Source organism: Pseudarthrobacter sp. NPDC058329 (assembly GCF_042879835.1).
Lineage (GTDB): Bacteria > Actinomycetota > Actinomycetes > Actinomycetales > Micrococcaceae > Arthrobacter.
Genome location: NZ_JBHVZR010000013.1, coordinates 92,699 through 114,446, shown reverse-complemented (window position 1 = coordinate 114,446; position 21,748 = coordinate 92,699). Strand labels below are relative to the sequence as shown.

Here is a 21,748-nt window from a genome sequence, read left to right as displayed (position 1 = left end):
GCATGCTACGCCCCGCGTTTGGGTGCCCACGAGGCCCTGTCCTAACCCTGTTGGGCGAAGTTTTCCTGCCAGACGTCGTACCCGAGCTTGAGGATCAGGGCGGCCACCACCACAAGGAAGACTATGCGGACAAACCGGCTCCCCCGGGCTACCGCCGTCCTGGCTCCGAGGTACCCGCCGGCCATGTTGGCAACGCCCAGCAGCAGGCCCAGTCCCCACAGGATGGAGCCGTGCGGCAGGAAGAACATCAGGGCGCCCGCATTAGTCGCCATGTTCACAATCTTGGCCTTGGCGCTGGCTTCCAGGAACGCGTATCCCATCGCCGAAACCAGGGCGATGACCAGGAAGGAACCCGTCCCCGGGCCGATGAGGCCATCGTAGAAGCCGATGACGGCACCGATCATGCACGCCACTACATAGTGATTGTGGCCGTCGTGCCGCAAGGCGGTGATGTGGCCCGCGTCCGGTTTAAGGGCCGTAAACAGCGCGACTGCCACCAGTGCGGCCACGATGATGGGCTTAAACACGCTGGACGGCAGCGTAGCGGCCAGTACGGCACCGCCGAAGCTGCCCGCCAGCGCGATCACGGCCATCGGCAGTGCCGTCTTCAGGTCCGGTCCCACCCGCCGGTAGTACGTCACGGCGCTGGTCGCGGTTCCGAAAATGGACCCCATCTTGTTCGTTGCCAGTGCCTGCACGGGCGTGATGCCCGGGACCAGCAGCAGGGCGGGGAGCTGGATCAGCCCGCCCCCGCCCACCACGGCGTCCACCCAGCCCGCAGCGAAACCGGCCAGCAGGATCAAAACCAGCGTTGTGAGCTGGATGGACTCAAGCCCGGGAAGCACCTCCGGGATTAGGAGTTGCGGACAGCGTTGACTACGTAATCAACTGCCTTGTCCACGGCGACGTTTTCGGCGTCGCCGCTGCGGCGGTCCTTGATTTCCACCACGCCGTCCACCAGGCCGCGGCCCACGGCAAGGATGGTGGGCACGCCCAGCAGCTCGGCATCGCCGAACTTGACCCCTGGCGAGACCTTGGGCCGGTCATCGAGCAGGACCTCAAGGCCCGCAGCTTCGAGGTCTGCTGCCAGCTGCCCGGCGGTGGCAAAGATGTCCTCGCCCTTGCCGACAGCCACAACGTGGACGTCCGCGGGCGCCACGGCGCGCGGCCAGACCAGGCCCTTGCTGTCGTTGTTGGATTCGGCCAGCGCCGCAACGGCCCGGGTGACACCCACGCCGTAGGAGCCCATGGTCACCGTGACCTGCTTGCCGTTCTGGTCCAGGACCTTCAGCTCCAGGGCTTCGGCATATTTCCGGCCGAGCTGGAAGATGTGGCCCATTTCAATCCCGCGGGCAATCTCCAGGGGGCCGGAGCCGTCAGGAGCCGGGTCACCTTCGTGGACGTCGGTGCACTCGATGACACCGTCCCAGGTGAAGTCCCTGCCTGCCACCAGGCCGAAAACGTGCTTGCCGGCTTCGTTGGCGCCGGTGATCCAGGCCGTGCCGCTGACGACGCGCGGATCCACCAGGTAAAGCAGCTTCGTGGCGCTTTCGGCGCCCAGCAGCGGTTCGGACAGCGTCAGGCCGGGTCCGAGGTAGCCCTTGACGATCAGCGGCTGCTTCTTGAGATCGTCATCGTTTGCTGCTTCCAGTCCGATCTCACCGGCGATGGGCAGGAAGGATCCGATGTTCGCTTCCACGCGCTTCAGGTCCACCCCGCGGTCGCCGGGCAGCCCGATGACCACAAGCTGGCGCTCTCCGGTGGGCAGGGTAACCGCGAGGACAACGTTCTTGAGCGTGTCCGCGCCAGTCCAGGCGCCGCCGTCGGCCTCCGAACGGGGGGCCAGTTCGTTGGAGGCCGCCACCAGCGTTTCGATCGTGGGGGTGTCAGGAGTGTCGAGGACCTCGGCGGCCGGAGCTGCGGAGAAGTCGATGTCTGCCGGCGCCACCGTGGTGACGGCCTCGACGTTGGCGGCGTAGCCGCCGGCCGAGCGGACGAAGGTGTCCTCCCCGATCTCCGTGGGGTGCAGGAACTCTTCGCTCTTGGACCCGCCCATGGCGCCGGCGGTGGCGGTGACCGGGATGACCTCCAGGCCGAGGCGGTCGAAAATCCGAAGGTACGCGCCGCGGTGGGCGGCGTAGCTGGCGTCCAGGCCGGCGTCGTCGACGTCGAACGAGTAGGAGTCCTTCATGATGAACTCGCGTCCACGCAGGAGGCCGGCGCGGGGGCGGGCTTCGTCGCGGTACTTGTTCTGGATCTGGTAAAGGCTGAGCGGCAGGTCCTTGTACGAGGAGTAGAGGTCCTTGACGAGCAGCGTGAACATTTCCTCATGCGTGGGGGCCAGCAGGTAGTCGGCCCCCTTGCGGTCCTGGAGGCGGAACAGGCCCTCGCCGTATTCCGTCCAGCGGTTGGTGGTCTCGTAGGGTTCGCGCGGCAGCAGTGCCGGGAAGTGGACTTCCTGAGCCCCGATGTTCGCCATTTCCTCGCGGATGATGGCTTCGACCTTACGCAGGACGCTCAAGCCCAGCGGCAGCCAGGTGTAGATGCCGGGGGCCGCGCGGCGGATGTAGCCCGCGCGGACCAGCAGGCGGTGGCTGGCCACCTCGGCGTCGACAGGATCTTCACGCAGGGTGCGCAGGAATAGCTGGGACAGTCTTGTAACCACGGGTGGGTATCCGTTTCTGGGGAGGTGCTGGAGCAACAGCAGGCCGGGCATTTCGTCTGGGTACTAATCTACCGCCAAGCACAGAAGAGCCACGCCCGGGAATACAAAGCCCCTGGCCCCCCAAAAGGGCTGGTCATCGCATCCGGGGCGTGGCTCAGCGCCGTTATCGCCTAAGTACTGGTGAGGATTGGTGAGACCGCCCACGCCACTCCAGCGCAGCTAGATCGAACCTAAGTGATGACGGCCACAATTGACAAGTATCCTTGCTATTGGGGGCGCTGATTAGCGACTTATTCAGGCCTGGTTTTATTCCGTCGGGTGATGCACTGGCGGGCCGGCCGGTCCGAAGCACCTTGCGGTTCAGCGGAGGCGGCCATGTCACGTTCGGCTTTTGAAGAACCGCAGGGACACAACGACGGCGGGGCGGTGGCTACCAGCGGCCGCACCGTCCGGCGCGGCCGGCTTCAGGTCCTCCGCGACCCCGCGGTGGCGGAGGCGATTGCCGCCGTCGGACTCGAACGGCAGGCACGGCAGAAGACCGCGGACCTGTCCGCGGGCCAGCTCAGCCGGGTCTCCCTTGCCTGCGCCCTGGTGGCACAACCTCGGCTGCTCGTCCTGGACGAACCGACCGTCGGGATGGACCCGTGCTGCGCGCGGACCTCTGGGGCCGTTTCCGTTCCATGGCCGGGGAAGGGACAACCCTGCTCGTTTCGAGCCACGTGATGGAGGAGGCGAGCCACTGCGCCATGCTTCTCCTCCTCCGCGAAGGCCGGCTGCTTGCCCAGCTGACACCCGCAGAACTGAGCCGCCGGGGACGCAGCACGGATCTTGAGCAGGCCTACCTCCACGTGATCCAGGACGCAGCCGGAGGCCCTCCCGGCATAGCTCCGGAGGGCGGGGCTGCCCGTGGCCGGAGCGTGCAGCCGTGAACGCGATGATGATGCTTGCCACTGCCCGCCGGGTCCTGGAGCAGCTGCCCTCCGGCACCCTGGAGCGGCTGCTCACAACACCCGTCCACAAGGCCGACCTGCTCTTCGGGTACGGCCTGGCCTTCTCGATCATGGCGGCCCTCCAGTCCCTGGTGGCCACGGCCGTGGCCTACTGGATTTTCGGCCTGGACATCCAGGGCCCGCCGGGCTTCGTGGTCATGATCGCCGTCATCAACGCCGTCCTGGGCCTGGCGCTGGGCCTGTTGTGTTCCGCGTTCGCCAGGACGGAGTTCCAGGCCGTCCGCCCCGGAGCGGATGTGGCAGGACGTGGGCGGCCTGGTCCTGGCGTCCCTGACGCTGCGCAGGCGGACTGCGTGATGTACCACCCCGCGGAGACTCCGGCGGGATAGTGGCGGTCTAGAACAGAACGGTGGCGAACGTGCCCACCTGCCGGAAGCCGACGCGCTCATACGTGGCGCGGGCCCGCAGGTTGAAGCCGTTGACGTAAAGGCTGGTGACGGGAGCGATCTTCCGTGCCTGCTCCACTACGGCGGCCATATATCCGGAGCTGAGCCCCTGGCCCCGGTAGAGCGGATTCATCCAGACTCCCTGGATCTGGGTGACCTCCGACGTGACGGCACCCAGTTCGGCCTTGAACACCACTTCGCGGGCGCTGTTGAGGTGAACCAGCGAATGGCCCTGGCGGATCAGCCCTTCCACCCGCCGGCTGTAGAACTCCCTTCCGCCGAGGAAGGGAGAATAGCCCACTTCCTCCTCGAACATGGCGGCGCAAGCAGGAAGGATGCGGTCAAAGTCGGCAAGGTTTCCCAGCCCCAGGCCGGGGTCGGGCTGGATCGAGGGCGGGCCCTCGATGGTCATCAGGGGCTGCTCGTCGCGTACTTCGTGCGCCCGGTGGCCCAGTTCCACGAGTTCAGCGTGAAGGGCAAGAACGGACTCCGCCGGGCCGAATGCGGAGGCGTACCGGCGTCCTGACGCGTTGGCCACCACGGCGACGGCCCCGGCAAATTGGGCGTCCAGCTGGACCGGAACCAGGTTGGCCCCCGCCCAGCACGCACCCACCAGGACTCCGTCGTTGAACACGCCAATGACGCCGGCGCCGCCGCTGGTGGGTGCGGCGGTGCCGGAAGCACGCAGGTGCGCGAGAATAAAAACGTTGGTCACCGGGTCCTGCTGCGCCAGCAGCCGAAGCGCGGCGGTATCCGCCCCGTCCAGCGTACGGACGGAAATCCCCGGAGGGTCGGGGACGTCCTTACGAGACGCTAACCACGGGGCTACCCTTGACAGCATCTTCGCCATCGGCCTCCCCCATCTCTTCCGCGATACGCATGGCCTCTTCGATCAGTGTCTCAACAATTTCACTCTCGGGCACAGTCTTGATGACTTCACCCTTCACAAAGATCTGGCCCTTGCCGTTGCCGGAAGCAACACCAAGATCAGCCTCACGGGCTTCACCGGGACCGTTCACAACGCAGCCCATAACGGCCACGCGCAGCGGAATCTCCATGCCTTCAAGCCCGGCAGTGACCTGCTCTGCCAGCGTGTACACGTCAACCTGGGCACGGCCGCAGGACGGGCAGGAAACGATCTCCAGCTTCCGCGGGCGCAGGTTCAGGGATTGGAGAATCTGGTTGCCCACCTTAATTTCCTCTACCGGCGGGGCGGAGAGGGAAACGCGGATGGTGTCGCCGATGCCACGGGACAGCAGGGCACCGAAGGCGGTGGCGGATTTGATGGTTCCCTGGAATGCCGGGCCTGCCTCGGTCACGCCGAGGTGCAGCGGCCAGTCGCCTTTTTCTGCCAGCATCTCGTATGCCGCCACCATGATCACGGGATCGTTGTGCTTGACGGAAATCTTGAAATCGTGGAAGCCGTGCTCCTCGAACAGGGAAGCTTCCCAGACGGCGGATTCCACCAGCGCCTCAGGAGTGGCTTTGCCGTACTTCTTCATGATGCCGGGCTCCAGCGAGCCAGCGTTCACGCCGATCCGGATAGAGGTGCCGTGGTCCCTGGCCGCAGCCGCAATCTCCTTGACCTGGTCGTCGAACTTCCGGATATTGCCCGGGTTCACACGCACCGCGGCGCAGCCGGCCTCGATCGCCGCGAAGACGTACTTGGGCTGGAAGTGGATGTCCGCAATGACCGGGATCTGGGACTTTTTGGCAATGATGGGCAGCGCTTCGGCGTCATCCGCAGAAGGGCACGCCACGCGCACAATGTCGCAGCCGGACGCCGTGAGCTCTGCAATCTGCTGCAGGGTGGCGTTGATGTCCGTGGTGGGCGTGGTGGTCATGGACTGCACGCTGATGGGGAAGTCCGAGCCAACCCCTACCGAACCAACCTTGATCTGGCGGGTCTTGCGGCGGGGGGCGAGGACGGGCGGCGGTGCTGCGGGCATTCCCAGGCTGACCGAGGTCACGTGGACTCCTAGAGTAGAAAGGGGTGTTGAAGCGGCTACGCGGTGAAGCCGGCCAGCATGCCGGTAACGGGCGACCATTCGGTGATGCGGGTTCCGGCGATGACCCCGGCAGCGGCGAACGGGTCCTGCTTGAGGATGGAGTTCAGGGCGGCTTCGTCTGCCGTCTTGAAGATCAGCAGTGCTCCTGCTCCGTCCCCGTACGGTCCGCTGGCCAGAAGGGCACCGTCCTGGGCCAGGCCCGCGGTCCATTCACGGTGGGCCGGACGGGCAGTGCTCCGGGAATCGGTGGAATCAGCGGCGTAAACGTACTCAACGGCAAAAACTGTCATACCGCTACCCTATCGCCCTGCCTGCCCTTGCACCCATCCGGGGCGGCCGGTGGGTGTGCTGGTGACCCGGTGGGCTGTTCCTAGGAGAGGAACAGCACTTTAACCGCTGCTGCTGTTCCGGCCGCCCACAGCATGGAGGCCAGTGTTCCGATGATGAAGCGTTCGGCCGCCACGGGTGTTTCCTTCAGTTCCGCGAACCTGCCCAGGCCCTTGATGGCCACGATGTAAGCGATGGCCACAGGCTGGCCGGTGAGGATCGCCAGGCACACGCCGAGCCGCTCCAGCACTCCGATGATGGCCCCGCCGCGGAGGATGCGCTGGCTGGGGAGGGGTGCAGAAACGGAAGCGGCCGACGAAGGCGCGTCTGCCGCCGCTGTCAGCTCGCCATCCACGTTCTGGGCTGGGGTGCGTGGCGCGTCCACCGTCACGTCAGCTGCGGGGTCCTCGGCTGCCCTCCTGGCTTCCTCCGCAGCCCTGGCGGCATCGGCTTTGTCGTCGATGGTTCTGGCTAAGCGGAACACCAGGGCGGTTACCGGCCACCCGGCGAAGCCTGCCACGAGCAGTGCGGCAGTGATCCAGAGTGCGGTCACCGGGCTCCTTCATTCTGGGAACGGACAATGTGGGAGTGGGCGTAGTCCAGGAGCATTGCTGCAGCCGGCCTGGCTGCCCATTCTTCCTGCCAGCCGGATCGAAGGACGGCCCGGCTCACCGATTGCTCCGTAATTCCCAACTCGTGGGCAACGTGCTTCTGGCTGCCATGCCTGCCCTCGCCGCTCTGGAACGCGCGCAGCCGGTCCACCACCCGCCACTGCGCCTCGGTTCGCTGTTGCACTATCCTCCCCATCAGGCGCAGCACTGCCTGGGCATTTGCGGTGGCGTTGGCGCCCTCCTTGGCGTGTGGCGGGATGTCCCGGCCACGGCCCATAGTGCCGGATACCACTGACAACGGAACCTGGCCGGCTGCGGTCTTCGCGAGTTCAACGGCTTTTCGCGCCGCCACAAAGCCGCTGCCGGATCCTTCCCTGGGGCTCTGCCCGGAAGCCAGCTGCACGTTACCGATGCCTATTCCGACGTACCAGTAGCCGCTGCGCAGCGCCTGGAGGGCAATGTCCACGACTTCCGGGGCGTGCTCCACCACGCCCTGGAGCTCGTCGCCCACAGAACGCTCGAAGGCGGCGGGAGTGACGTCCTGCAGGGCGGAGATCAGGTCCGGGACCCGGTCAACGTCCGAAGAACTGCCCCGTTGGTCAATGGTCAGAACGTACATGCCACAACCCTAAGCAGCTGATCGTAATGAATCAACCCTAAATAGCTGATTATTGAAAATCAGCCAGTGAAGGCTGATAGACCAAAATCACCTAGTGGGGGTTTCTGAAGGAACGGCGTGCCTCACGCCTGTCCAAGCGACCCACGCGCCGGCAACTGCCATCAGCACCGCTCCCGCGGGCTGGGTTGGCAGGCTGCTCCCGGTTGTCGCCATCCCCAGAACTGCACCCAGGACGTAGAACAGCAAAGCACCTGCAATCCAGAGCGCGCCGGCCCAGCGCGGCAGCACACCGGAACGCCAGACTGCGATGCCCAGCAGGACACTGCCCACCACTGCGAGCAGCAGGCCAAGCAAAAACGCTGCGCTCATGGACTCCGGGAAGTCCAGCTGCATCACGTCCTCGTTTCCGCCCAGGTAGGCCTTCCCCACCGCGGGTGTCACGAACGTGGAAATTACGGCCGGCACCAGCAGTAAAGCCGTGCCCGCCGCCGCGGCCGCCATTGCTGGCAGCGCGAGCCGTCCCGAACGGCTGCCGGCAAGATAACAGCCCAGGGCGAACAACCCGAAGAGGGACACGATGGTGCCGCCCGTGCTCCCGAAAAGATGGCTCACCTGGTAGTAATCGGAGCTGACGAACCGGGCCCAGGCAGCCGGGTCCTTTTCCGGGTCCGGCTGGGGTTCCAGGCTTGACCAGGCTGTGGCGAGCCATGAGACGGGAAGGGCCCACAACCCTGCCCGGACCCACCGGCTGGTGTACCGCGTGTTCACTGTGTCCACCTCTTTCCAGGCGGGCCGGACCGTAGTTGACGGAACCGGAAGGTCAGCCGAAGAGGTTCACCGGCTTTACGATATCGGCGTAAATGAGGAGCGCGCTCATGCCCATCAGCAGGGCCGCCACCACATACGTCACCGGCAGCAGCTTGGCGATGTCGAAGGCGCCGGGATCCGGTTTGCCGAACAGCCTGGCCAGCTGGCGCCGGGCACCTTCGTACAGCGCGCCCGCAACGTGGCCGCCGTCCAGCGGCAGCAGCGGGATCAGGTTGAAGACCGCCAGCGCGAAGTTCAGCCCGGCAAGCAGTCCCACGAGGGTGGCCACCCTCGACTGGACGGGGATCTCCTCCATGGCAGCCACTTCACCGGCCACCCGGCCCACACCCACCACGCTGATGGGACCATTGGGGTCGCGTGGTTCCTCGCTGAAGGCGGCTTTCGCCACGCCCACCACACGCGCGGGCAGGTTGAACACCACCCCTGCCACCTGCCGGATGTTCTCGCCGGCCATGGGCAGGACGGACGACGCCGGCTGGGCCACCAGCTCTGTCTGCGCGCCAATGCCGAGGAAGCCGACGTCCTGGTACAGGAGGCTGCCGGCGTCGTCCTTCGCCTGCCGGCCGTCCGCACCAATGATGGGCCGGGCCGACAGCACGGGGGTCACGGTGGTGGAAACGGGGGCTCCGTTCCGCTCCACGGTGATAGGCACTTCACGCCCGGCCGACGCCCTGATCCATTCGGTCAACTGGTCCCAGCTGGCCACGGCTTTCCCGTCAAAGGAGGTGACGGTGTCATCGGGTTTGAGGCCGGCTGCGGCGGCGGGAGTGAGCTGGCAGTCGGCTGAATCCGGGTCCACGGTTTCGCCCGCTGCAACCTGGCATTTGGAGACGTCGGAAATGGTGGTGGTGGCTGTGGCCATGCCAAAGCCCATCAGCAGGACGGCCGTCAGCACCACGCCCAGGACCATGTTCATGGCCGGGCCGCCCAGCATCACGATGATTTTTTTCCACACCGGAAGACGGTAGAACACCCGGTTTTCATCGCCCGGGCCCACTTCCTCGTGGGCTGCGGACCGCGCCTCCGTGGCCAGGGTCTGGAACATGCCCGTGCTGGAGGGGCGAACGGATCCGTCCTCCTGGTTGGGCGGGTACATCCCGATCATGGACACGTAGCCGCCCAGCGGGATGGCCTTCACGCCGTACTCGGTCTCGCCCTTCCGCCGTGACCAGAGCGTTGGGCCAAAGCCGATCATGTACTTGGTGACGCGGACCTTGAAGATCTTGGCGGGCAGGAGGTGGCCCACTTCGTGGAGCGCAATGGAGGCAGCGATGCCGATGGCCACAAAGACAACGCCGAGGATAAAAAGGAGAACGGGGGTCATGGAGGTACTTGCTGCTTCCTAGAGACTGCTGACTGCTAAACGTTCATTGGCGCGTGCGCGTGCCCAGCCTTCAGCATCCAGCACGGTTTCCACTGTCAGCCCGGAGGAGCCTGAGTGTTCGCTGAGCACGGCGGCGATGGTGTCCACGATGTCCGTGAACCTGATGCGGCCGGCGTGGAACGCCGTGACAGCCTCCTCGTTGGCGGCGTTGAAGACGGCGGGGTAGGTGCTGCCCTGTTGGGCGGCGTCCTTGGCGAGATCAACGGCAGGGAACGCGGTCACGTCCAACGGTTCAAAAGTCCAGGTGGTGGCCTGGGTCCAGTCGCAGGCGGCGGCGGCACTGGGCACCCGGTCCGGCCAGCCCAGCCCCAAGGCTATGGGGAGGCGCATGTCCGGAGGGGACGCCTGCGCAATGATCGAGCCGTCGATGAACTGGACCATTGAATGCACCACGGACTGGGGATGGACCACCACGTCGATCCGGTCCAGCGGCACGTCGAACAGCAGGTGCGCCTCGATGACTTCCAGTCCCTTGTTCACGAGGGTGGCCGAGTTGGTGGTTACCATCACGCCCATGTCCCAGGTGGGGTGTGCCAGCGCCGCCTGCGGAGTGACACCGTGGAGTTCCTCCCGGGTCCTGCCGCGGAAGGGGCCGCCCGAGGCGGTGAGAATGAGTCTGTCCACCTCGGCCGCTGACCCGGAACGCAGGCACTGGGCGATCGCCGAGTGCTCGGAGTCCACCGGCACAATCTGGCCGGCCCGTGCTGCCGCCTTCACCAGCGAGCCGCCGACAATAAGGGATTCCTTGTTCGCCAGGGCGAGGGTAGCGCCGGACTTGAGGGCCGCCAGCGTGGGTGCCAGGCCGATGGAGCCCGTGATTCCGTTGAGCACAACGTCGGCCTCGACTTCGGCGATCCGGGTGGACGCATCCGCTCCGGCGATGATTTCTGGCCGGTAACCGAGCCTGCCCGCTGCGGCTGCAGCGTCATCGATCAACGTTGCCAGGCGGCTGGGGTCACCACCGGCAATGCCAACTGCCGCCGCCCCGGTGTGCACCGCCTGGCGCGCCAGTAGTTCCAGGTTGCCTCCTCCGGCGCTGAGGGCCACCACCTCGAAAAGGTGCGGAGCGCCGTCGACGACGTCAATCGCCTGAGTGCCGATGGAGCCGGTGGATCCGAGAAGGGAGATCTTGCGTGGCTGCATTGCTTAAGTATCGCGCACCAACCTTGACCTGAAGCGCCTTGACCGCGTGGTGGCCGGGCGTAACGTGGACTCCGTGGACTGGCTCTCCTGGTTTGACGCGCCGGAATACGAGTTCGCCCGGCAGGTGCTGCAGCGGGGCGTGGCAGCACTGTATTTCGTTGCGTTCCTGTCCTCCCTGAACCAGTTCCCTGTGCTGCTGGGCGAACGCGGCCTCCTGCCCGCGCCGAAGTACCTTTCCGGTTTCAGCCGCCTGCGCCGGCCCACCCTTTTCCGCTGGCGCTATTCCGACCGCCTGTTGCGCTGGGTGTGCGCGGCCGGGATGGTGGTGTCGGCACTGCTGGTGGCCGGGCTCCCCCAGCAGGGGCCGCCCTGGGTTCCGCTCATGGCGTTCCTGGGCCTGTGGCTGCTCTACATGTCCATCGTGAACGTCGGCCAGACGTTCTACGGCTTTGGGTGGGAGATGCTGCTTCTGGAGGCAGGCTTCACGGTGGCCTTCCTGGGGTCGAACCAGACAGACCCGCCGCGCACCATCCTGATCCTGGTCGTGTGGCTGGTGTTCCGGCTGGAATTCGGCGCCGGCATGATCAAGATCCGCGGGGGCCGGGAGTGGCGGGACCTGACCGCCCTGTACTACCACCACGAGACCCAGCCCATGCCGGGGCCGCTGAGCCGGCAGGCGCACCTGCTGCCCAAGCCCCTCCATAAAGTTGAAGTGCTGGGCAACCATTTCGCCCAGTTGGTGGTGCCGTTCTTCCTGTTCGCGCCGCAGCCGGTTGGCAGCGCAGCGGCGGCCGTGGTCATATTGACCCAGCTGTGGCTGGTGGCCAGCGGCAACTTCGCCTGGCTGAACTGGATTGCCATCGTGCTGGCGTTCGCGGCGGTCAGCGACCCGGTGGCACACGCCGTTGTGCCGGTTATTCCACTGGACTGGCACGGGGCTGGTGCATCCAGCGCCGCCGTGGGCAGGGACACTCCCCTGTGGTGGCTGGTTATCACGCTGGCAGTCACCCTGCTCCTGGTCATCCTCAGCTACTGGCCGTTGCGGAACCTGTTCTCCAGCCGGCAGCTGATGAACGCCAGCTTCAACCGCTGGCAGCTGGTCAACACCTACGGGGCGTTCGGGTCAGTGACCAAAAAGCGCATCGAGATCGTGGTGGAAGGCACACTGGACGGGGACCCGGACGACTCCTCGGAGTGGCGGGAGTACGGTTTCAAGGGCAAGCCGGGCGATGTCCGCAGGATCCCGCGCCAGTGGGCGCCGTACCACCTGCGGCTTGACTGGCTGATGTGGTTCCTCCCGCTGCGGACCGTCCATGAGGAGTGGTTTTACGCATTCCTCGGCAAGCTGCTGGAAGCGGACCGCCCCACTCTGCGGCTCCTCCGGCATGACCCGTTCGACGCCGAGCCGCCGCATTGGGTGCGCGTACGCAGCTACCACTACCGGTTTGCAACGCGCCAGGAACACCGCCAGACCGGGGACCGCTGGGTGCGGACGCTGCTCCACGAGCCGATTCCTCCAATTTCGCTGCGGCGGTCCGGCGGGCGGAAACGCTAGACGTGCTCCCCTGCCCGCCGGATCACAGCCTCGGCGTGCTTGAGGATGGGGCCGTCGATCATGTGGCCCTGGTACTGGAAAACGCCCTGTCCGGCCGCCGCAGCCGCCTGCAGCAGCGCTGCCGCAGCCGAGACTTCCGCTTCCGACGGCGCAAACGCACCGCGCACAGCGGCTGCCTGGCTGGGATGGATGCATGCCTTGGAGCCGAAGCCTGTAGCGACGGCGTCCGCAGCCTCCGCTGCAAGGCCCGCCACATCGGGAATGTTGGTATAAACCGCGTCCACGGCTTCCTTGCCGAAGGCCCGCGCGGCCAGGAGGACCGAAGACCGGGCGTGCAGCGCGACGGCCCGGTAGCCGCCGTCGTCCATCCTGCTGGAAGTCCCGCCCAATGACGCGAGCAGGTCCTCGGCTCCCCACATCAGCGCCACCACGTTGGGGGCAGCGGCGATTGCCGCGGCATTAAGGACACCCGCTGCCGTCTCACACAGGGCGATGACCTGGTAGCCGGACAAAGCCTCCAGCTGCGCCGCACTTTCGGCTTTCGCGAGCATCACTGTTTTGTAGGGAGTGTGGGCCAGGCAGTGGAGGTCCTTCTCGAATTCCTCGGTCCCGGCCGGGTTCACCCTGACAATGGTCCGGCTGGGATCCAGCTCGGGCTCGTCACCGGTGGCGCCGAGCTGGGCGAGAATTGCACCGCGCGCACGTTGTTTGTCCGCCGGGGCCACCGCATCCTCGAGGTCCAGGATGACGGCGTCGGCCCGGGTTGCAGCTTTCTGGTAGCGCTCCGGCCGGTCCGCAGGGCAAAAAAGCAGGGCAGGGCCCATCACAAAGGTCATACCGGTATTGTCCCCTCTCCCGCGCCGCCTGGCTGCCCGGGATGTGCTTCCCGCGTCCACATCAGGCAGCTGCGCTTCGCAAGCGCCACCACCGTGCCGTCCTGGTTGCGGCCGGTGTGCTCCATGGTGACGATTCCCTGGCCTGGCCGGGACGAGGATAGCCGCTTCCCGGTGATGACCGTCTCGGTGTAGAGGGTGTCACCGGGGTACAGCGGGTGCGGAAAGGAGACGTCGGTCAGCCCCAGCTGGGCGATGATGGTGCCCTGGGTGAGCTGGGAGACGGACTGGCCCACCATGGTGGCGAGGGTGAACATCGAGTTCACCAGCCGCTGGCCAAACGGTTGCCCGGCGCTCCAGGCCGCATCGAGGTGCAAGGCCTGGGTATTCATGGTGAGGGTGGTGAACAGGACGTTGTCCGCTTCCGTAACCGTGCGGCCTGGCCGGTGGGCGTACAGCGCGCCCTCCTCCAGCTCGTCGAAGTAGAGTCCGCGCTGCTCGATGACGCGCCGCTCTCCGGTGGCTGGGCCGGCGGTTGCGCCTGCCTGCCCGGTGGGTGGGCCTGCCTGCCCGGTTGTGTGGCCTGCCGGAACGTCGCCGCTCATACAGTCAGTTCCCGGTCTTCCTCAAAAAGCTCGGCGCCGGTGGCGGCCGCCACGTCCTCCACGGAAACGTTGGGCGCCAACTCCCGGAGTACGAGCCGTGAGCCGGAGGCGTCCGCTACCACGTCGATGACAGCCAGGTCCGTGATGATCCGGTCCACACAGCCTTTGCCGGTCAGAGGCAGGGAGCACTGCTGGACAATTTTCGGTTTCCCGTTGCGGTCCAGGTGCTCCATCATCACGATCACCTTCTTGGCGCCGAACACCAGGTCCATGGCGCCGCCCATTCCTTTGACCATCTTGCCCGGAATCATCCAGTTGGCGAGGTCGCCGTTCTCCGCCACCTCCATGGCGCCAAGGACGGCAACGTCCACGTGGCCGCCGCGGATCATTCCGAAGGAGGAGGCCGAGTCGAAGAAGGCAGCCCCCTTGTTGACCGTGACAGTTTCCTTGCCGGCGTTGATCAGGTCCGGATCAACGCCGTCCTCCGCCGGATAGGGGCCGACGCCGAGGATCCCGTTTTCGGAGTGGAGCACCACTTCCACGCCGGCGGGGATGTAGTTGGGTATCAGGGTGGGCATTCCGATGCCCAGGTTGACGTATTGGCCGTTGCTGAGTTCCCGGGCCACCCGGGCTGCCAGCTCGTTGCGGGTCCAGCCTTTGGCAACGGCTCCGTCCGCCGGCACCTCGTGCTGCTGGGCCGGTGCCCGGCGGTATTCGGGGCGGACACCTTCCGGCCGCGGCGCGTAGGGGCTGTTCGGGTCCATGGCTAAGCTCCTGCCTGCGGGGTGGTGACGTCCTGGTTGGCGGCGTTCTGGTTGGCGGCGTTCTGGTAGGGGCCCGCGGGGGCGGAGCCGCTCTGGTTTGCAGGCAGCCCGGATGGCGCCGTGAGGGCTACTGTCCGCTTCTCGATGCGTTTCTCTGCGCTGGCAGCCAGCACCACCCGTTGGACGAAGATGCCGGGGGTATGAATATGTTCCGGGTCCAGCTCGCCCGGTTCCACGAGTTCCTCCACCTCGGCGATGGTGATCCGCCCGGCCATGGCGCACAGCGGATTGAAGTTCATGGCGGTGGCGTGGAAAACCAGGTTTCCGTGGCGGTCGCCCTTCCACGCGTGGACCAGTCCGAAGTCCGGGGTCAAAGCCTCCTCCAGCACATAGTCCACGCCGGCGAAGGTGCGCACCTCCTTCGGTGCGGACGCGACGGCAATCCCGCCGTCGGCGTCGTACTTCTGCGGCAGGCCGCCCTCGGAGACCTGGGTGCCCACCCCCGCCTTGGTGTAGAAGGCCGGGATGCCGGCGCCGCCTGCCCGGAGTTTTTCGGCCAGGGTCCCCTGCGGTGTAAGGACCACCTCAAGCTCGCCGGCCAGGTACTGCCGGGCGAACTCCTTGTTCTCCCCCACGTAGGAGCTGATGGTGCGGCGGATGCGCCCGTCGCGCAGCAGGATCCCCAGGCCCCAGTCGTCCACGCCGCAGTTGTTGCTGACCGTTTCCAGCTCCGATGTCCCTGCCTGGTGCAGCGCGTCAATCAGGGATACCGGGATGCCGCAGAGGCCGAACCCGCCCACGGCCAGGGAGGCGCCGTCCGGGATGTCCGCAACTGCTTCCTCCGCGGTGGCAACAACCTTGTTAATCATCGGTGATCCTCTCAGGCCGGCTACAGTCCCAGTACTACAGTCCCAGTTCGCGGGCGATCAGCATCAGCTGGACCTCCGTGGTGCCCTCCCCCACTTCAAGGATCTTGGAGTCGCGGTAGTGGCGTGCCACGGTGAACTCGTTGATGAAGCCATAGCCGCCGAATACCTGGGTGGCATCCCGCGCGTTGTCCATGGCCGCCTCGCCTGCGACCATCTTAGCGATGGCCGCCTGGGTCTTGAACGGCTTTCCGGCCAGCATGCGGAACGCCGCATCGTAGTAGGCCAGGCGGGCAGTGTGAGCCCGGGCTTCCATGCGGGCGATCTTGAACGAAATGGCCTGGTACTTGCCGATCCGGTGCCCGAAGGCGCTGCGTTCCTTGGCGTACTTGACCGAAAGGTCCACACACCCCTGGGCTGCGCCGGTGGCCAGGGCTGCGATGGCGATGCGGCCCTCATCCAGGATGGACAGGAAGTTGGCATAACCGCGGCCTTCCACCCCCAGCAGGTTCGCTTCCGGCACCCGGACATCCCTGAGGGTCAGCGGGTGGGTGTCCGAGGCATTCCAGCCCACCTTGTTGTACGGCTTTTCCGCCCTGAACCCGGGCGTGTCCGTGGGGACCAGGATGGTGGAGATCTCCTTCTGCAGGCTGCCGTCCGGGCGTTCCTTCTGGCCGGTCACGGCCGTAACGGTGACCAGGCGGGTAATGTCCGTGCCGGAGTTGGTGATGAACTCCTTGTTGCCATTGATTACCCATTGTCCGCCCTCCCGCCGGGCGGAGGTCTTGGTACCGCCCGCATCCGAGCCCGCCTCAGGTTCTGTGAGGCCGAAGCCGGCGAGCGCCTGGCCGGACGCCAGCATGGGCAGCCACTCCTGCTTCTGCTCTTCGGTTCCGAAACGGTAGACGGGCATGGCGCCCAGCGAGACGCCTGCCTCAAGGGTGATGGCGACGGACTGGTCCACCCGGCCCAGCTGCTCCAGCGCGAGGGCCAGGGCGAAGTAGTCCCCGCCCATGCCCCCAAGCTCCTCCGGGAAGGGCAGGCCGAACAGGCCCATCTCGGCCATCTGCTTCACCACCTCGTACGGGAAGCTGTGCTCCTCGTCGTGCTTGGCAGATACCGGAGCCACGACGGTGTCCGCGAAGTCCCGGACGGTGTCGCTGAGGTCCTGGTATTCCTCGCTCAGTTCAAAACCTGCCATGTCTAGGCTCCTTTGCCGTGTGATGGGTCTGTGTCTAATGGATCTGTGTCTGCTTGGTCTGTGCCTGATTGGTCTGTGCCGGTGGGGTGGCCGCTGCTGCCAGCGGCAGCAGCATGCGGGTGGACGGTTGCCAGCACCTGGTCCGCCTTGACAAGGTCGGCGGGTCTGGCGGTCAGGTGTACCGTCCCGTCCAAGGGAGCCAGCAGTTGGTGCTCCATCTTCATTGCCTCCACTGAAACCAGGATCTGGCCGGCCGCTACAGAGTCCCCGTCAGTGACCGGCACGGACACCACCGTCCCCGGCATCGGCGAGCGCACCGCCGGGTCCGCGGCGCCTTCCTCCCGGTGTATGGCCGCAAGTACCCGTTCAAGCCGCGACTCGCGGGTGAGTACCTCCAGCCGGCAGGACCAGCCTTCATTGCCAAGGAACAGCTCCGTGGGAACCCCGACGACCGGCGAATCATGTGCCGGGGCCCCCGGGCCACGGAAAACCGGGGCGAGGGCGTAGGTTGTTGCACGCCCGTCGAGGGTCAGCACGGCTGCGCGGGGAGAAAGGAACTCCAGCCGCGCCGGGCGTGCGGGCCCGTTGTCCACAGCCACGAGGACAGCTCGGCCAGCGCCCACAACCCGAGTGACAGTGCCCCGGGTGGTGGCGCCCCCGGTAGCAGTGCCCCCCGTGGTGGCGCCCCCGGTGACGCCGTCATCCGCCGTAGTCCCGGCGGCAGCGCTGATGCGCACCGTGGCCACGCCGCCGTCGGGCGTTCCCAAACTGACCTGCCGGGGTGCCGGTGCTCCCAGCCGCCAGCCATTCCGCGCGTACCAGGGACCCGGCTGCCGGGGTGCGTTGTCCTGTTCCCCGGCCCCGACAGAGTAGAGCGCTGCCGCGACCACTTCCGAATCGGCAACCCGGCGGAACGAGAAATCCTGCAGTTTGCGCTCTATCAGGCCGGTATCGAGCCTGCCGGCGCGGACGTCGGGATCATTGATGAGCAGCCGCAGGTACTCCACGTTGGTGTCCAGCCCCAGCGCTGTATATCCGGCGAGCGCCGCGTCGAGGGTAGCCAGGGCAGCCGCGCGGTTTTCGCCCCAGGCGATGACCTTGGACATCATGGGATCGTAGCTTGCCGAGAGCTCCAGCCCCTCCACCAGGGACGAATCCACCCGCACGATGCCGTTGCCGGCAGTAACCTGGGTCCGCGACGGGGCACTGGGCCGCTTTGGTCCTCCGGGCAGTTCGTCCAGCAGCAGCACTGTCCCGGTGGACGGCAGGAAGTTCCTCTCGGGAACCTCGGCGTAGACGCGGGCTTCCACTGCGTGTCCGTTAAGTTCGACGTCGGCCTGCCGGACGGTGAGTTCCCCGCCGGCCGCAATCCGCACCTGCCATTCAACGAGGTCAATGCCGGTGACCAACTCGGTGACCGGATGCTCCACCTGCAGCCGGGTGTTCATTTCCATGAAATAGAACTCCTCCGGTGCATCGTCGGAGACGAGGAACTCCACGGTTCCGGCGCCGCTGTAATTCACGCTCCGCGCGGCGTTGCAGGCGGCTTCGCCGATGCGGGCCCGGATCGCGCCGCCGTCGGAAAGCGCTTCGAGCAGCGGAGATGGCGCCTCTTCGATGACCTTCTGGTGCCGCCGCTGCAGTGAGCATTCGCGCTCGCCGAGGTGGATGACATTGCCGTGGTTGTCCGCGAGCACCTGCACTTCGATGTGCCGCGGGGTGGACACCAGCCGTTCCAGGAACAGGGTGTCGTCGCCGAAGGCGCTTGCCGCCACCCGCCGCGCCGTGGCGAGCGTGGCTTCAAGGTCCTCCTGGCGTTCCACCACGTGCATGCCCTTGCCGCCACCCCCGGCGGAGGGTTTGATGAGCAGCGGAAACCCCAGGGCGGCGGCAGCCCGTACCAGCTCACCGTCCGTCATTCCCGGTTGGGCAATGCCGGGTACCACGGGGACGCCGTATCCGGACACGTGGTTCTTGGACCGGATCTTGTCCCCCATCATGTTCAGGGCCTCGACGCCCGGGCCGATGAAGGTGATCCCTGCCTGGTCGAGGGCACGGGCGAAGTCCACATTCTCGCTCAGGAAGCCGTAGCCCGGGTGCACGGCTTCGGCTCCGGTCCTGCGGCAGGCATCGATGATGGCCTCGATCTTCAGGTAGCTCTCAGCGGCAGCGGCCGGGCCGATCCGGACGGCAGTGTCTGCTTCGCGCACGTGCCGGGCGCCGGCGTCGGCATCGCTGTAGACGGCGACTGACCGGATGCCAAGCGCGCGCAGCGTGCGGATGACGCGGCAGGCGATCTCACCCCGGTTGGCCACCAGGACTGCCTGGAACAGCGGTTTGGGCGTGACGGACGTGCTGGTGAGGGATGGTGTGGTCATGCGGTCACATCCTGAAGAGGCCGAAGGAGGTTTCGGGGAGCGGGGTGCGGGAGACCACGTCCAGCGCCAGGCCCAGGACCGTGCGGGTGTCCGCGGGATCAATCACGCCGTCATCCCACAGCCGGGCGGTGGAGTAGTAGGGGCTGCCCTGGTCCTCGTACTGCCGGCGGATCGGCGCCTTGAACGCTTCCTCGTCCTCGGCTGACCACTCCTGGCCGGCAGCCTCGTACTGTTCACGCTTCACGGTGGCCAGGACGCTGGAGGCCTGGTTGCCGCCCATCACGGAGATCCGGGCGGCGGGCCACATCCACAGGAACCGCGGCGAGTAGGCGCGGCCGCACATGGAATAGTTGCCGGCACCGAAGGAGCCTCCGATCACCACCGTCAGCTTGGGCACCCGGGCCGTGGCCACGGCCGTCACCATCTTGGCGCCGTTCTTGGCGATGCCGCCCTGCTCCGAATCCTTGCCCACCATAAAACCGGAGATGTTCTGCAGGAACACCAGCGGGATTCCCCGCTGGTCGCACAGCTCGATGAAATGTGCGCCTTTCAGGGAGGACTCGCTGAAGAGCACGCCGTTGTTGGCCACGATCCCTACCGGGTGACCGTGCAGCCGGGCAAAGCCTGTCACCAGGGTGGCGCCGTATTCCTTCTTGAATTCGTGGAACCGGCCGCCGTCCACCAGCCGGGCGATCACCTCGTGGACGTCGTACGGCGCATTGACGTCTGTGGGCACGGCGCCGTAGAGCCCGGCCGGGTCTGCAGCGGGTTCGACGGCGGCCGCCACCTCCCATGCCGGTGGCACCGGGGGCGGCAGGGTGGCCACGATGTCGCGGATGATCTGCAGTGCGTGTTCATCGTTTTCGGCCAAGTGGTCCGTCACACCTGAGATCCTTGAGTGCACTTCCCCGCCGCCGAGTTCCTCCGGACTGACGATTTCACCGATCGCGGCCTTAACCAGCGGCGGCCCGCCCAGGAAGATGGTGCCCTGGTTCCGGACGATGACGGTTTCGTCGCTCATGGCAGGGACGTAGGCGCCGCCCGCGGTGCAGGAGCCCATAACGGACGCGATCTGGGGAATCTTGGCCGCGGAGAGTCGGGCCTGGTTGTAGAAGATACGCCCGAAGTGGTCCCGGTCCGGGAACACCTCATCCTGCTTGGGCAGGAAGGCTCCGCCGGAATCGACCAGGTAAATACAGGGCAGCCGGTTTTCAAAGGCCATTTCCTGGGCCCGCAAGTGCTTCTTCACCGTCATCGGATAGTACGTGCCGCCCTTGACGGTGGCGTCGTTGGAGATCACCAGGACATGGCGGCCGTGTACCAGCCCGATCCCCGCAATGACGCCGGCGCCGGGAGCCTCATCGTTATACATTCCGTTGGCGGCGAGGGGGGCGATCTCAAGGAATGGGCTGCCCTCATCCAGCAGCTGGTCGATGCGCTCGCGGGGCAGGAGTTTCCCCCTGGCCACGTGGCGTTCCCTGGACTTTTCGGGCCCGCCCAGGGCGGCGTCGGCCAGCTTCTTCTGCAGCTCTTCTGCGAGCGCCAGCTGGGCGGCACGGTTCGACGAAAACGCCTCGGCTGTAGCGTCAAGCCGGGTGGCAAGGGTCTCCATTGACGGTCCGTTCCTGTTCCGATCCGAGCCGCTGAAGGCCAACTCGGTTAGCGCCCAATAACTGAAATTCAGGTTAGTCTGTATTAACTGTGAAGTCCAACACCTATCGCCCCGGCTAGACCTGCGGGTCCGAGGAGGAAACGTGGCCAGCACCAACGCCACCCAGGCCGGCGGACGCGCGTCCTCGATCGACGCCGCGCCGGACGCCGCTCCGCCCCGTGAACCCTCTGCACATCGAAGCCCGTCCACTCATGCCGGCCCGTCCACTCAGCGGGCCTCGCCGACACAACGTGGCCAGGCAAAGGAGAACCGCCGTCAGGCTCTGCTGTCGGCCGCGGCTTCGCTGTTCGCCGTCAACGGGTTCAACCGGGTGTCCCTTGAGGACCTCGGAGCAGCAGCAGGCGTCAGCGGCCCCGCTGTCTATCGTCACTTTCCCGGCAAACAGGCAGTGCTCGCCGACCTGCTGGTAACCGTCAGCCAGGAACTGCTCGACGGCGGCCTGGAGGTGGTGGCCCGGAACCCCGATCCCGCATCCGCCCTGCGCTGCCTCGTCGCGTTCCAGGTGGACTTCGCCCTGGGCAAGCCGGACGTCATTCGGGTACAGGACCGGGACTTCAGCAACCTCTCGGAACAGGACCAGGCGGCCGTCCGGTCGCTCCAGCTGAATTACGTCGAGGTCTGGGTGGCCGTTCTCGCGAAGCTGCGGCCGGACACGGAGATCGGGGAGCTGAGGATGCGCGCGCACGCCACGTTCGGGCTGATCAACTCCACGCCGCACTCCGTCCGCAGCCACGGCCGGAAGATGGCGTCGCGGTCCGCCCGTCCGCTGCTGGAAAACATGGCCCTGGCCGCGCTGCTGGTGGAAGCCCCGGAACCGGGACCTTAGCCGGAATTCTGGGGCAGCAGCCGGGAGTCTTTGGGCAGATGCCGGGACTGCCGGGACCGGCCAAGT

At 66.4% G+C, this 21,748-nt stretch carries 19 protein-coding genes and 2 pseudogenes; 4 read left to right on the top strand and 17 right to left on the bottom strand.

The window, feature by feature from the left end; genetic code table 11:
• Positions 1-41: 41 nt before the first annotated feature.
• The gene (locus ACFVYC_RS16315) at positions 42-845 is read right to left on the bottom strand and encodes a sulfite exporter TauE/SafE family protein (RefSeq protein WP_387552154.1); all 804 of its coding nucleotides are present in this window, start codon (positions 843-845) and stop codon (positions 42-44) included.
• An 8-nt stretch (positions 846-853) separates the two neighbouring features.
• Positions 854-2,665, bottom strand: a complete 1,812-nt coding sequence (locus ACFVYC_RS16310) for a proline--tRNA ligase (protein WP_387552151.1) — start codon at positions 2,663-2,665, stop codon at positions 854-856.
• A gap of 486 nt (positions 2,666-3,151) precedes the next feature.
• Here ACFVYC_RS16310 and ACFVYC_RS16305 point away from each other — a divergent pair.
• Both ACFVYC_RS16305 and ACFVYC_RS16300 read left to right on the top strand, forming a co-directional pair.
• Positions 3,152-3,594, top strand: a pseudogene (locus ACFVYC_RS16305) (ATP-binding cassette domain-containing protein); the annotation flags it as partial.
• A gap of 44 nt (positions 3,595-3,638) precedes the next feature.
• A pseudogene (locus ACFVYC_RS16300) lies at positions 3,639-3,899 on the top strand (ABC transporter permease); the annotation flags it as partial.
• A gap of 112 nt (positions 3,900-4,011) precedes the next feature.
• Here ACFVYC_RS16300 and ACFVYC_RS16295 read toward each other — a convergent pair.
• From ACFVYC_RS16295 to dxr, 8 genes are all read right to left on the bottom strand, one after another.
• Complete coding sequence (locus ACFVYC_RS16295) at positions 4,012-4,902, bottom strand: GNAT family N-acetyltransferase (RefSeq protein ID WP_387552229.1); 891 nt, start codon at positions 4,900-4,902, stop codon at positions 4,012-4,014.
• Positions 4,865-6,031, bottom strand: a complete 1,167-nt coding sequence (gene ispG / locus ACFVYC_RS16290) for a flavodoxin-dependent (E)-4-hydroxy-3-methylbut-2-enyl-diphosphate synthase (protein WP_387552148.1) — start codon at positions 6,029-6,031, stop codon at positions 4,865-4,867. Before ispG ends, ACFVYC_RS16295 begins: the two co-directional genes overlap by 38 nt.
• Before the next feature lie 35 nt (positions 6,032-6,066).
• Entirely contained in the window at positions 6,067-6,360 is a 294-nt protein-coding gene (locus ACFVYC_RS16285) for a YciI family protein (RefSeq protein WP_387552145.1), read from the bottom strand.
• Positions 6,361-6,440: 80 nt separating this feature from the next.
• The gene (locus ACFVYC_RS16280; protein ID WP_387552143.1) at positions 6,441-6,950 is read right to left on the bottom strand and encodes a hypothetical protein; all 510 of its coding nucleotides are present in this window, start codon (positions 6,948-6,950) and stop codon (positions 6,441-6,443) included.
• Complete coding sequence (locus tag ACFVYC_RS16275; RefSeq protein WP_387552140.1) at positions 6,947-7,627, bottom strand: MarR family transcriptional regulator; 681 nt, start codon at positions 7,625-7,627, stop codon at positions 6,947-6,949. The genes ACFVYC_RS16280 and ACFVYC_RS16275 overlap by 4 nt, the downstream gene beginning before the upstream one ends.
• A gap of 87 nt (positions 7,628-7,714) precedes the next feature.
• A complete protein-coding gene (locus ACFVYC_RS16270) occupies positions 7,715-8,395 on the bottom strand; it encodes a DUF4386 family protein (RefSeq protein WP_387552138.1) in 681 nt (226 codons plus the stop codon).
• 52 nt (positions 8,396-8,447) lie between these two features.
• Positions 8,448-9,779, bottom strand: coding sequence for a M50 family metallopeptidase (locus ACFVYC_RS16265; RefSeq protein ID WP_387552135.1), 1,332 nt, complete (start codon positions 9,777-9,779; stop codon positions 8,448-8,450).
• Between the two features lie 18 nt (positions 9,780-9,797).
• Positions 9,798-10,982, bottom strand: coding sequence for a 1-deoxy-D-xylulose-5-phosphate reductoisomerase (dxr, locus tag ACFVYC_RS16260; protein ID WP_387552132.1), 1,185 nt, complete (start codon positions 10,980-10,982; stop codon positions 9,798-9,800).
• A 73-nt stretch (positions 10,983-11,055) separates the two neighbouring features.
• Between dxr and ACFVYC_RS16255 the strand changes: the two genes are divergently transcribed.
• Positions 11,056-12,537, top strand: coding sequence for a lipase maturation factor family protein (locus tag ACFVYC_RS16255; RefSeq protein WP_387552227.1), 1,482 nt, complete (start codon positions 11,056-11,058; stop codon positions 12,535-12,537).
• Here the strand turns inward: ACFVYC_RS16255 and ACFVYC_RS16250 are convergent.
• From ACFVYC_RS16250 to ACFVYC_RS16220, 7 genes are read right to left on the bottom strand one after another with little or no spacing between them, the layout of a single operon-like run.
• Positions 12,534-13,373 (bottom strand): HpcH/HpaI aldolase/citrate lyase family protein, encoded by an 840-nt coding sequence (locus tag ACFVYC_RS16250; protein ID WP_387552130.1) that lies wholly within the window; start codon positions 13,371-13,373, stop codon positions 12,534-12,536. The genes ACFVYC_RS16255 and ACFVYC_RS16250 overlap by 4 nt on opposite strands.
• Positions 13,370-13,975: a MaoC family dehydratase gene (locus ACFVYC_RS16245; protein ID WP_387552128.1), complete on the bottom strand. Its 606-nt coding sequence runs from the start codon at positions 13,973-13,975 to the stop codon at positions 13,370-13,372. Before ACFVYC_RS16245 ends, ACFVYC_RS16250 begins: the two co-directional genes overlap by 4 nt.
• Entirely contained in the window at positions 13,972-14,739 is a 768-nt protein-coding gene (locus ACFVYC_RS16240) for a CoA transferase subunit B (protein WP_387552126.1), read from the bottom strand. The genes ACFVYC_RS16245 and ACFVYC_RS16240 overlap by 4 nt, the downstream gene beginning before the upstream one ends.
• A gap of 2 nt (positions 14,740-14,741) precedes the next feature.
• Positions 14,742-15,608, bottom strand: a complete 867-nt coding sequence (locus ACFVYC_RS16235) for a CoA transferase subunit A (protein WP_387552123.1) — start codon at positions 15,606-15,608, stop codon at positions 14,742-14,744.
• A 34-nt stretch (positions 15,609-15,642) separates the two neighbouring features.
• Complete coding sequence (locus ACFVYC_RS16230) at positions 15,643-16,806, bottom strand: acyl-CoA dehydrogenase family protein (protein WP_387552121.1); 1,164 nt, start codon at positions 16,804-16,806, stop codon at positions 15,643-15,645.
• 2 nt (positions 16,807-16,808) lie between these two features.
• On the bottom strand, positions 16,809-19,184 hold the full coding sequence (locus ACFVYC_RS16225; protein ID WP_387552118.1) for an acetyl/propionyl/methylcrotonyl-CoA carboxylase subunit alpha: 2,376 nt from the start codon (positions 19,182-19,184) through the stop codon (positions 16,809-16,811).
• Between the two features lie 4 nt (positions 19,185-19,188).
• Positions 19,189-20,796 carry a carboxyl transferase domain-containing protein gene (locus tag ACFVYC_RS16220; protein WP_387552115.1) on the bottom strand — a complete coding sequence of 536 codons (1,608 nt, stop codon included), beginning with the start codon at positions 20,794-20,796 and terminating at the stop codon, positions 19,189-19,191.
• A gap of 187 nt (positions 20,797-20,983) precedes the next feature.
• Here ACFVYC_RS16220 and ACFVYC_RS16215 point away from each other — a divergent pair, with 187 nt between their 5' ends.
• Positions 20,984-21,682, top strand: a complete 699-nt coding sequence (locus tag ACFVYC_RS16215; RefSeq protein ID WP_387552225.1) for a TetR/AcrR family transcriptional regulator — start codon at positions 20,984-20,986, stop codon at positions 21,680-21,682.
• Positions 21,683-21,748 lie beyond the last annotated feature (66 nt).

Bases quoted from the DNA above. Each gene is read 5' to 3' on its own strand.
- ACFVYC_RS16295 (WP_387552229.1), bottom strand. From the start codon at position 4,902: ATGCTGTCAAGGGTAGCCCCGTGGTTAGCGTCTCGTAAGGACGTCCCC.
- ACFVYC_RS16285 (WP_387552145.1), bottom strand. From the start codon at position 6,360: ATGACAGTTTTTGCCGTTGAGTACGTTTACGCCGCTGATTCCACCGAT.
- ACFVYC_RS16275 (WP_387552140.1), bottom strand. From the start codon at position 7,627: ATGTACGTTCTGACCATTGACCAACGGGGCAGTTCTTCGGACGTTGAC.
- ACFVYC_RS16265 (WP_387552135.1), bottom strand. From the start codon at position 9,779: ATGACCCCCGTTCTCCTTTTTATCCTCGGCGTTGTCTTTGTGGCCATC.
- dxr (WP_387552132.1), bottom strand. From the start codon at position 10,982: ATGCAGCCACGCAAGATCTCCCTTCTCGGATCCACCGGCTCCATCGGC.
- ACFVYC_RS16250 (WP_387552130.1), bottom strand. From the start codon at position 13,373: ATGACCTTTGTGATGGGCCCTGCCCTGCTTTTTTGCCCTGCGGACCGG.
- ACFVYC_RS16245 (WP_387552128.1), bottom strand. From the start codon at position 13,975: ATGAGCGGCGACGTTCCGGCAGGCCACACAACCGGGCAGGCAGGCCCA.
- ACFVYC_RS16240 (WP_387552126.1), bottom strand. From the start codon at position 14,739: ATGGACCCGAACAGCCCCTACGCGCCGCGGCCGGAAGGTGTCCGCCCC.
- ACFVYC_RS16235 (WP_387552123.1), bottom strand. From the start codon at position 15,608: ATGATTAACAAGGTTGTTGCCACCGCGGAGGAAGCAGTTGCGGACATC.
- ACFVYC_RS16230 (WP_387552121.1), bottom strand. From the start codon at position 16,806: ATGGCAGGTTTTGAACTGAGCGAGGAATACCAGGACCTCAGCGACACC.
- ACFVYC_RS16225 (WP_387552118.1), bottom strand. From the start codon at position 19,184: ATGACCACACCATCCCTCACCAGCACGTCCGTCACGCCCAAACCGCTG.
- ACFVYC_RS16220 (WP_387552115.1), bottom strand. From the start codon at position 20,796: ATGGAGACCCTTGCCACCCGGCTTGACGCTACAGCCGAGGCGTTTTCG.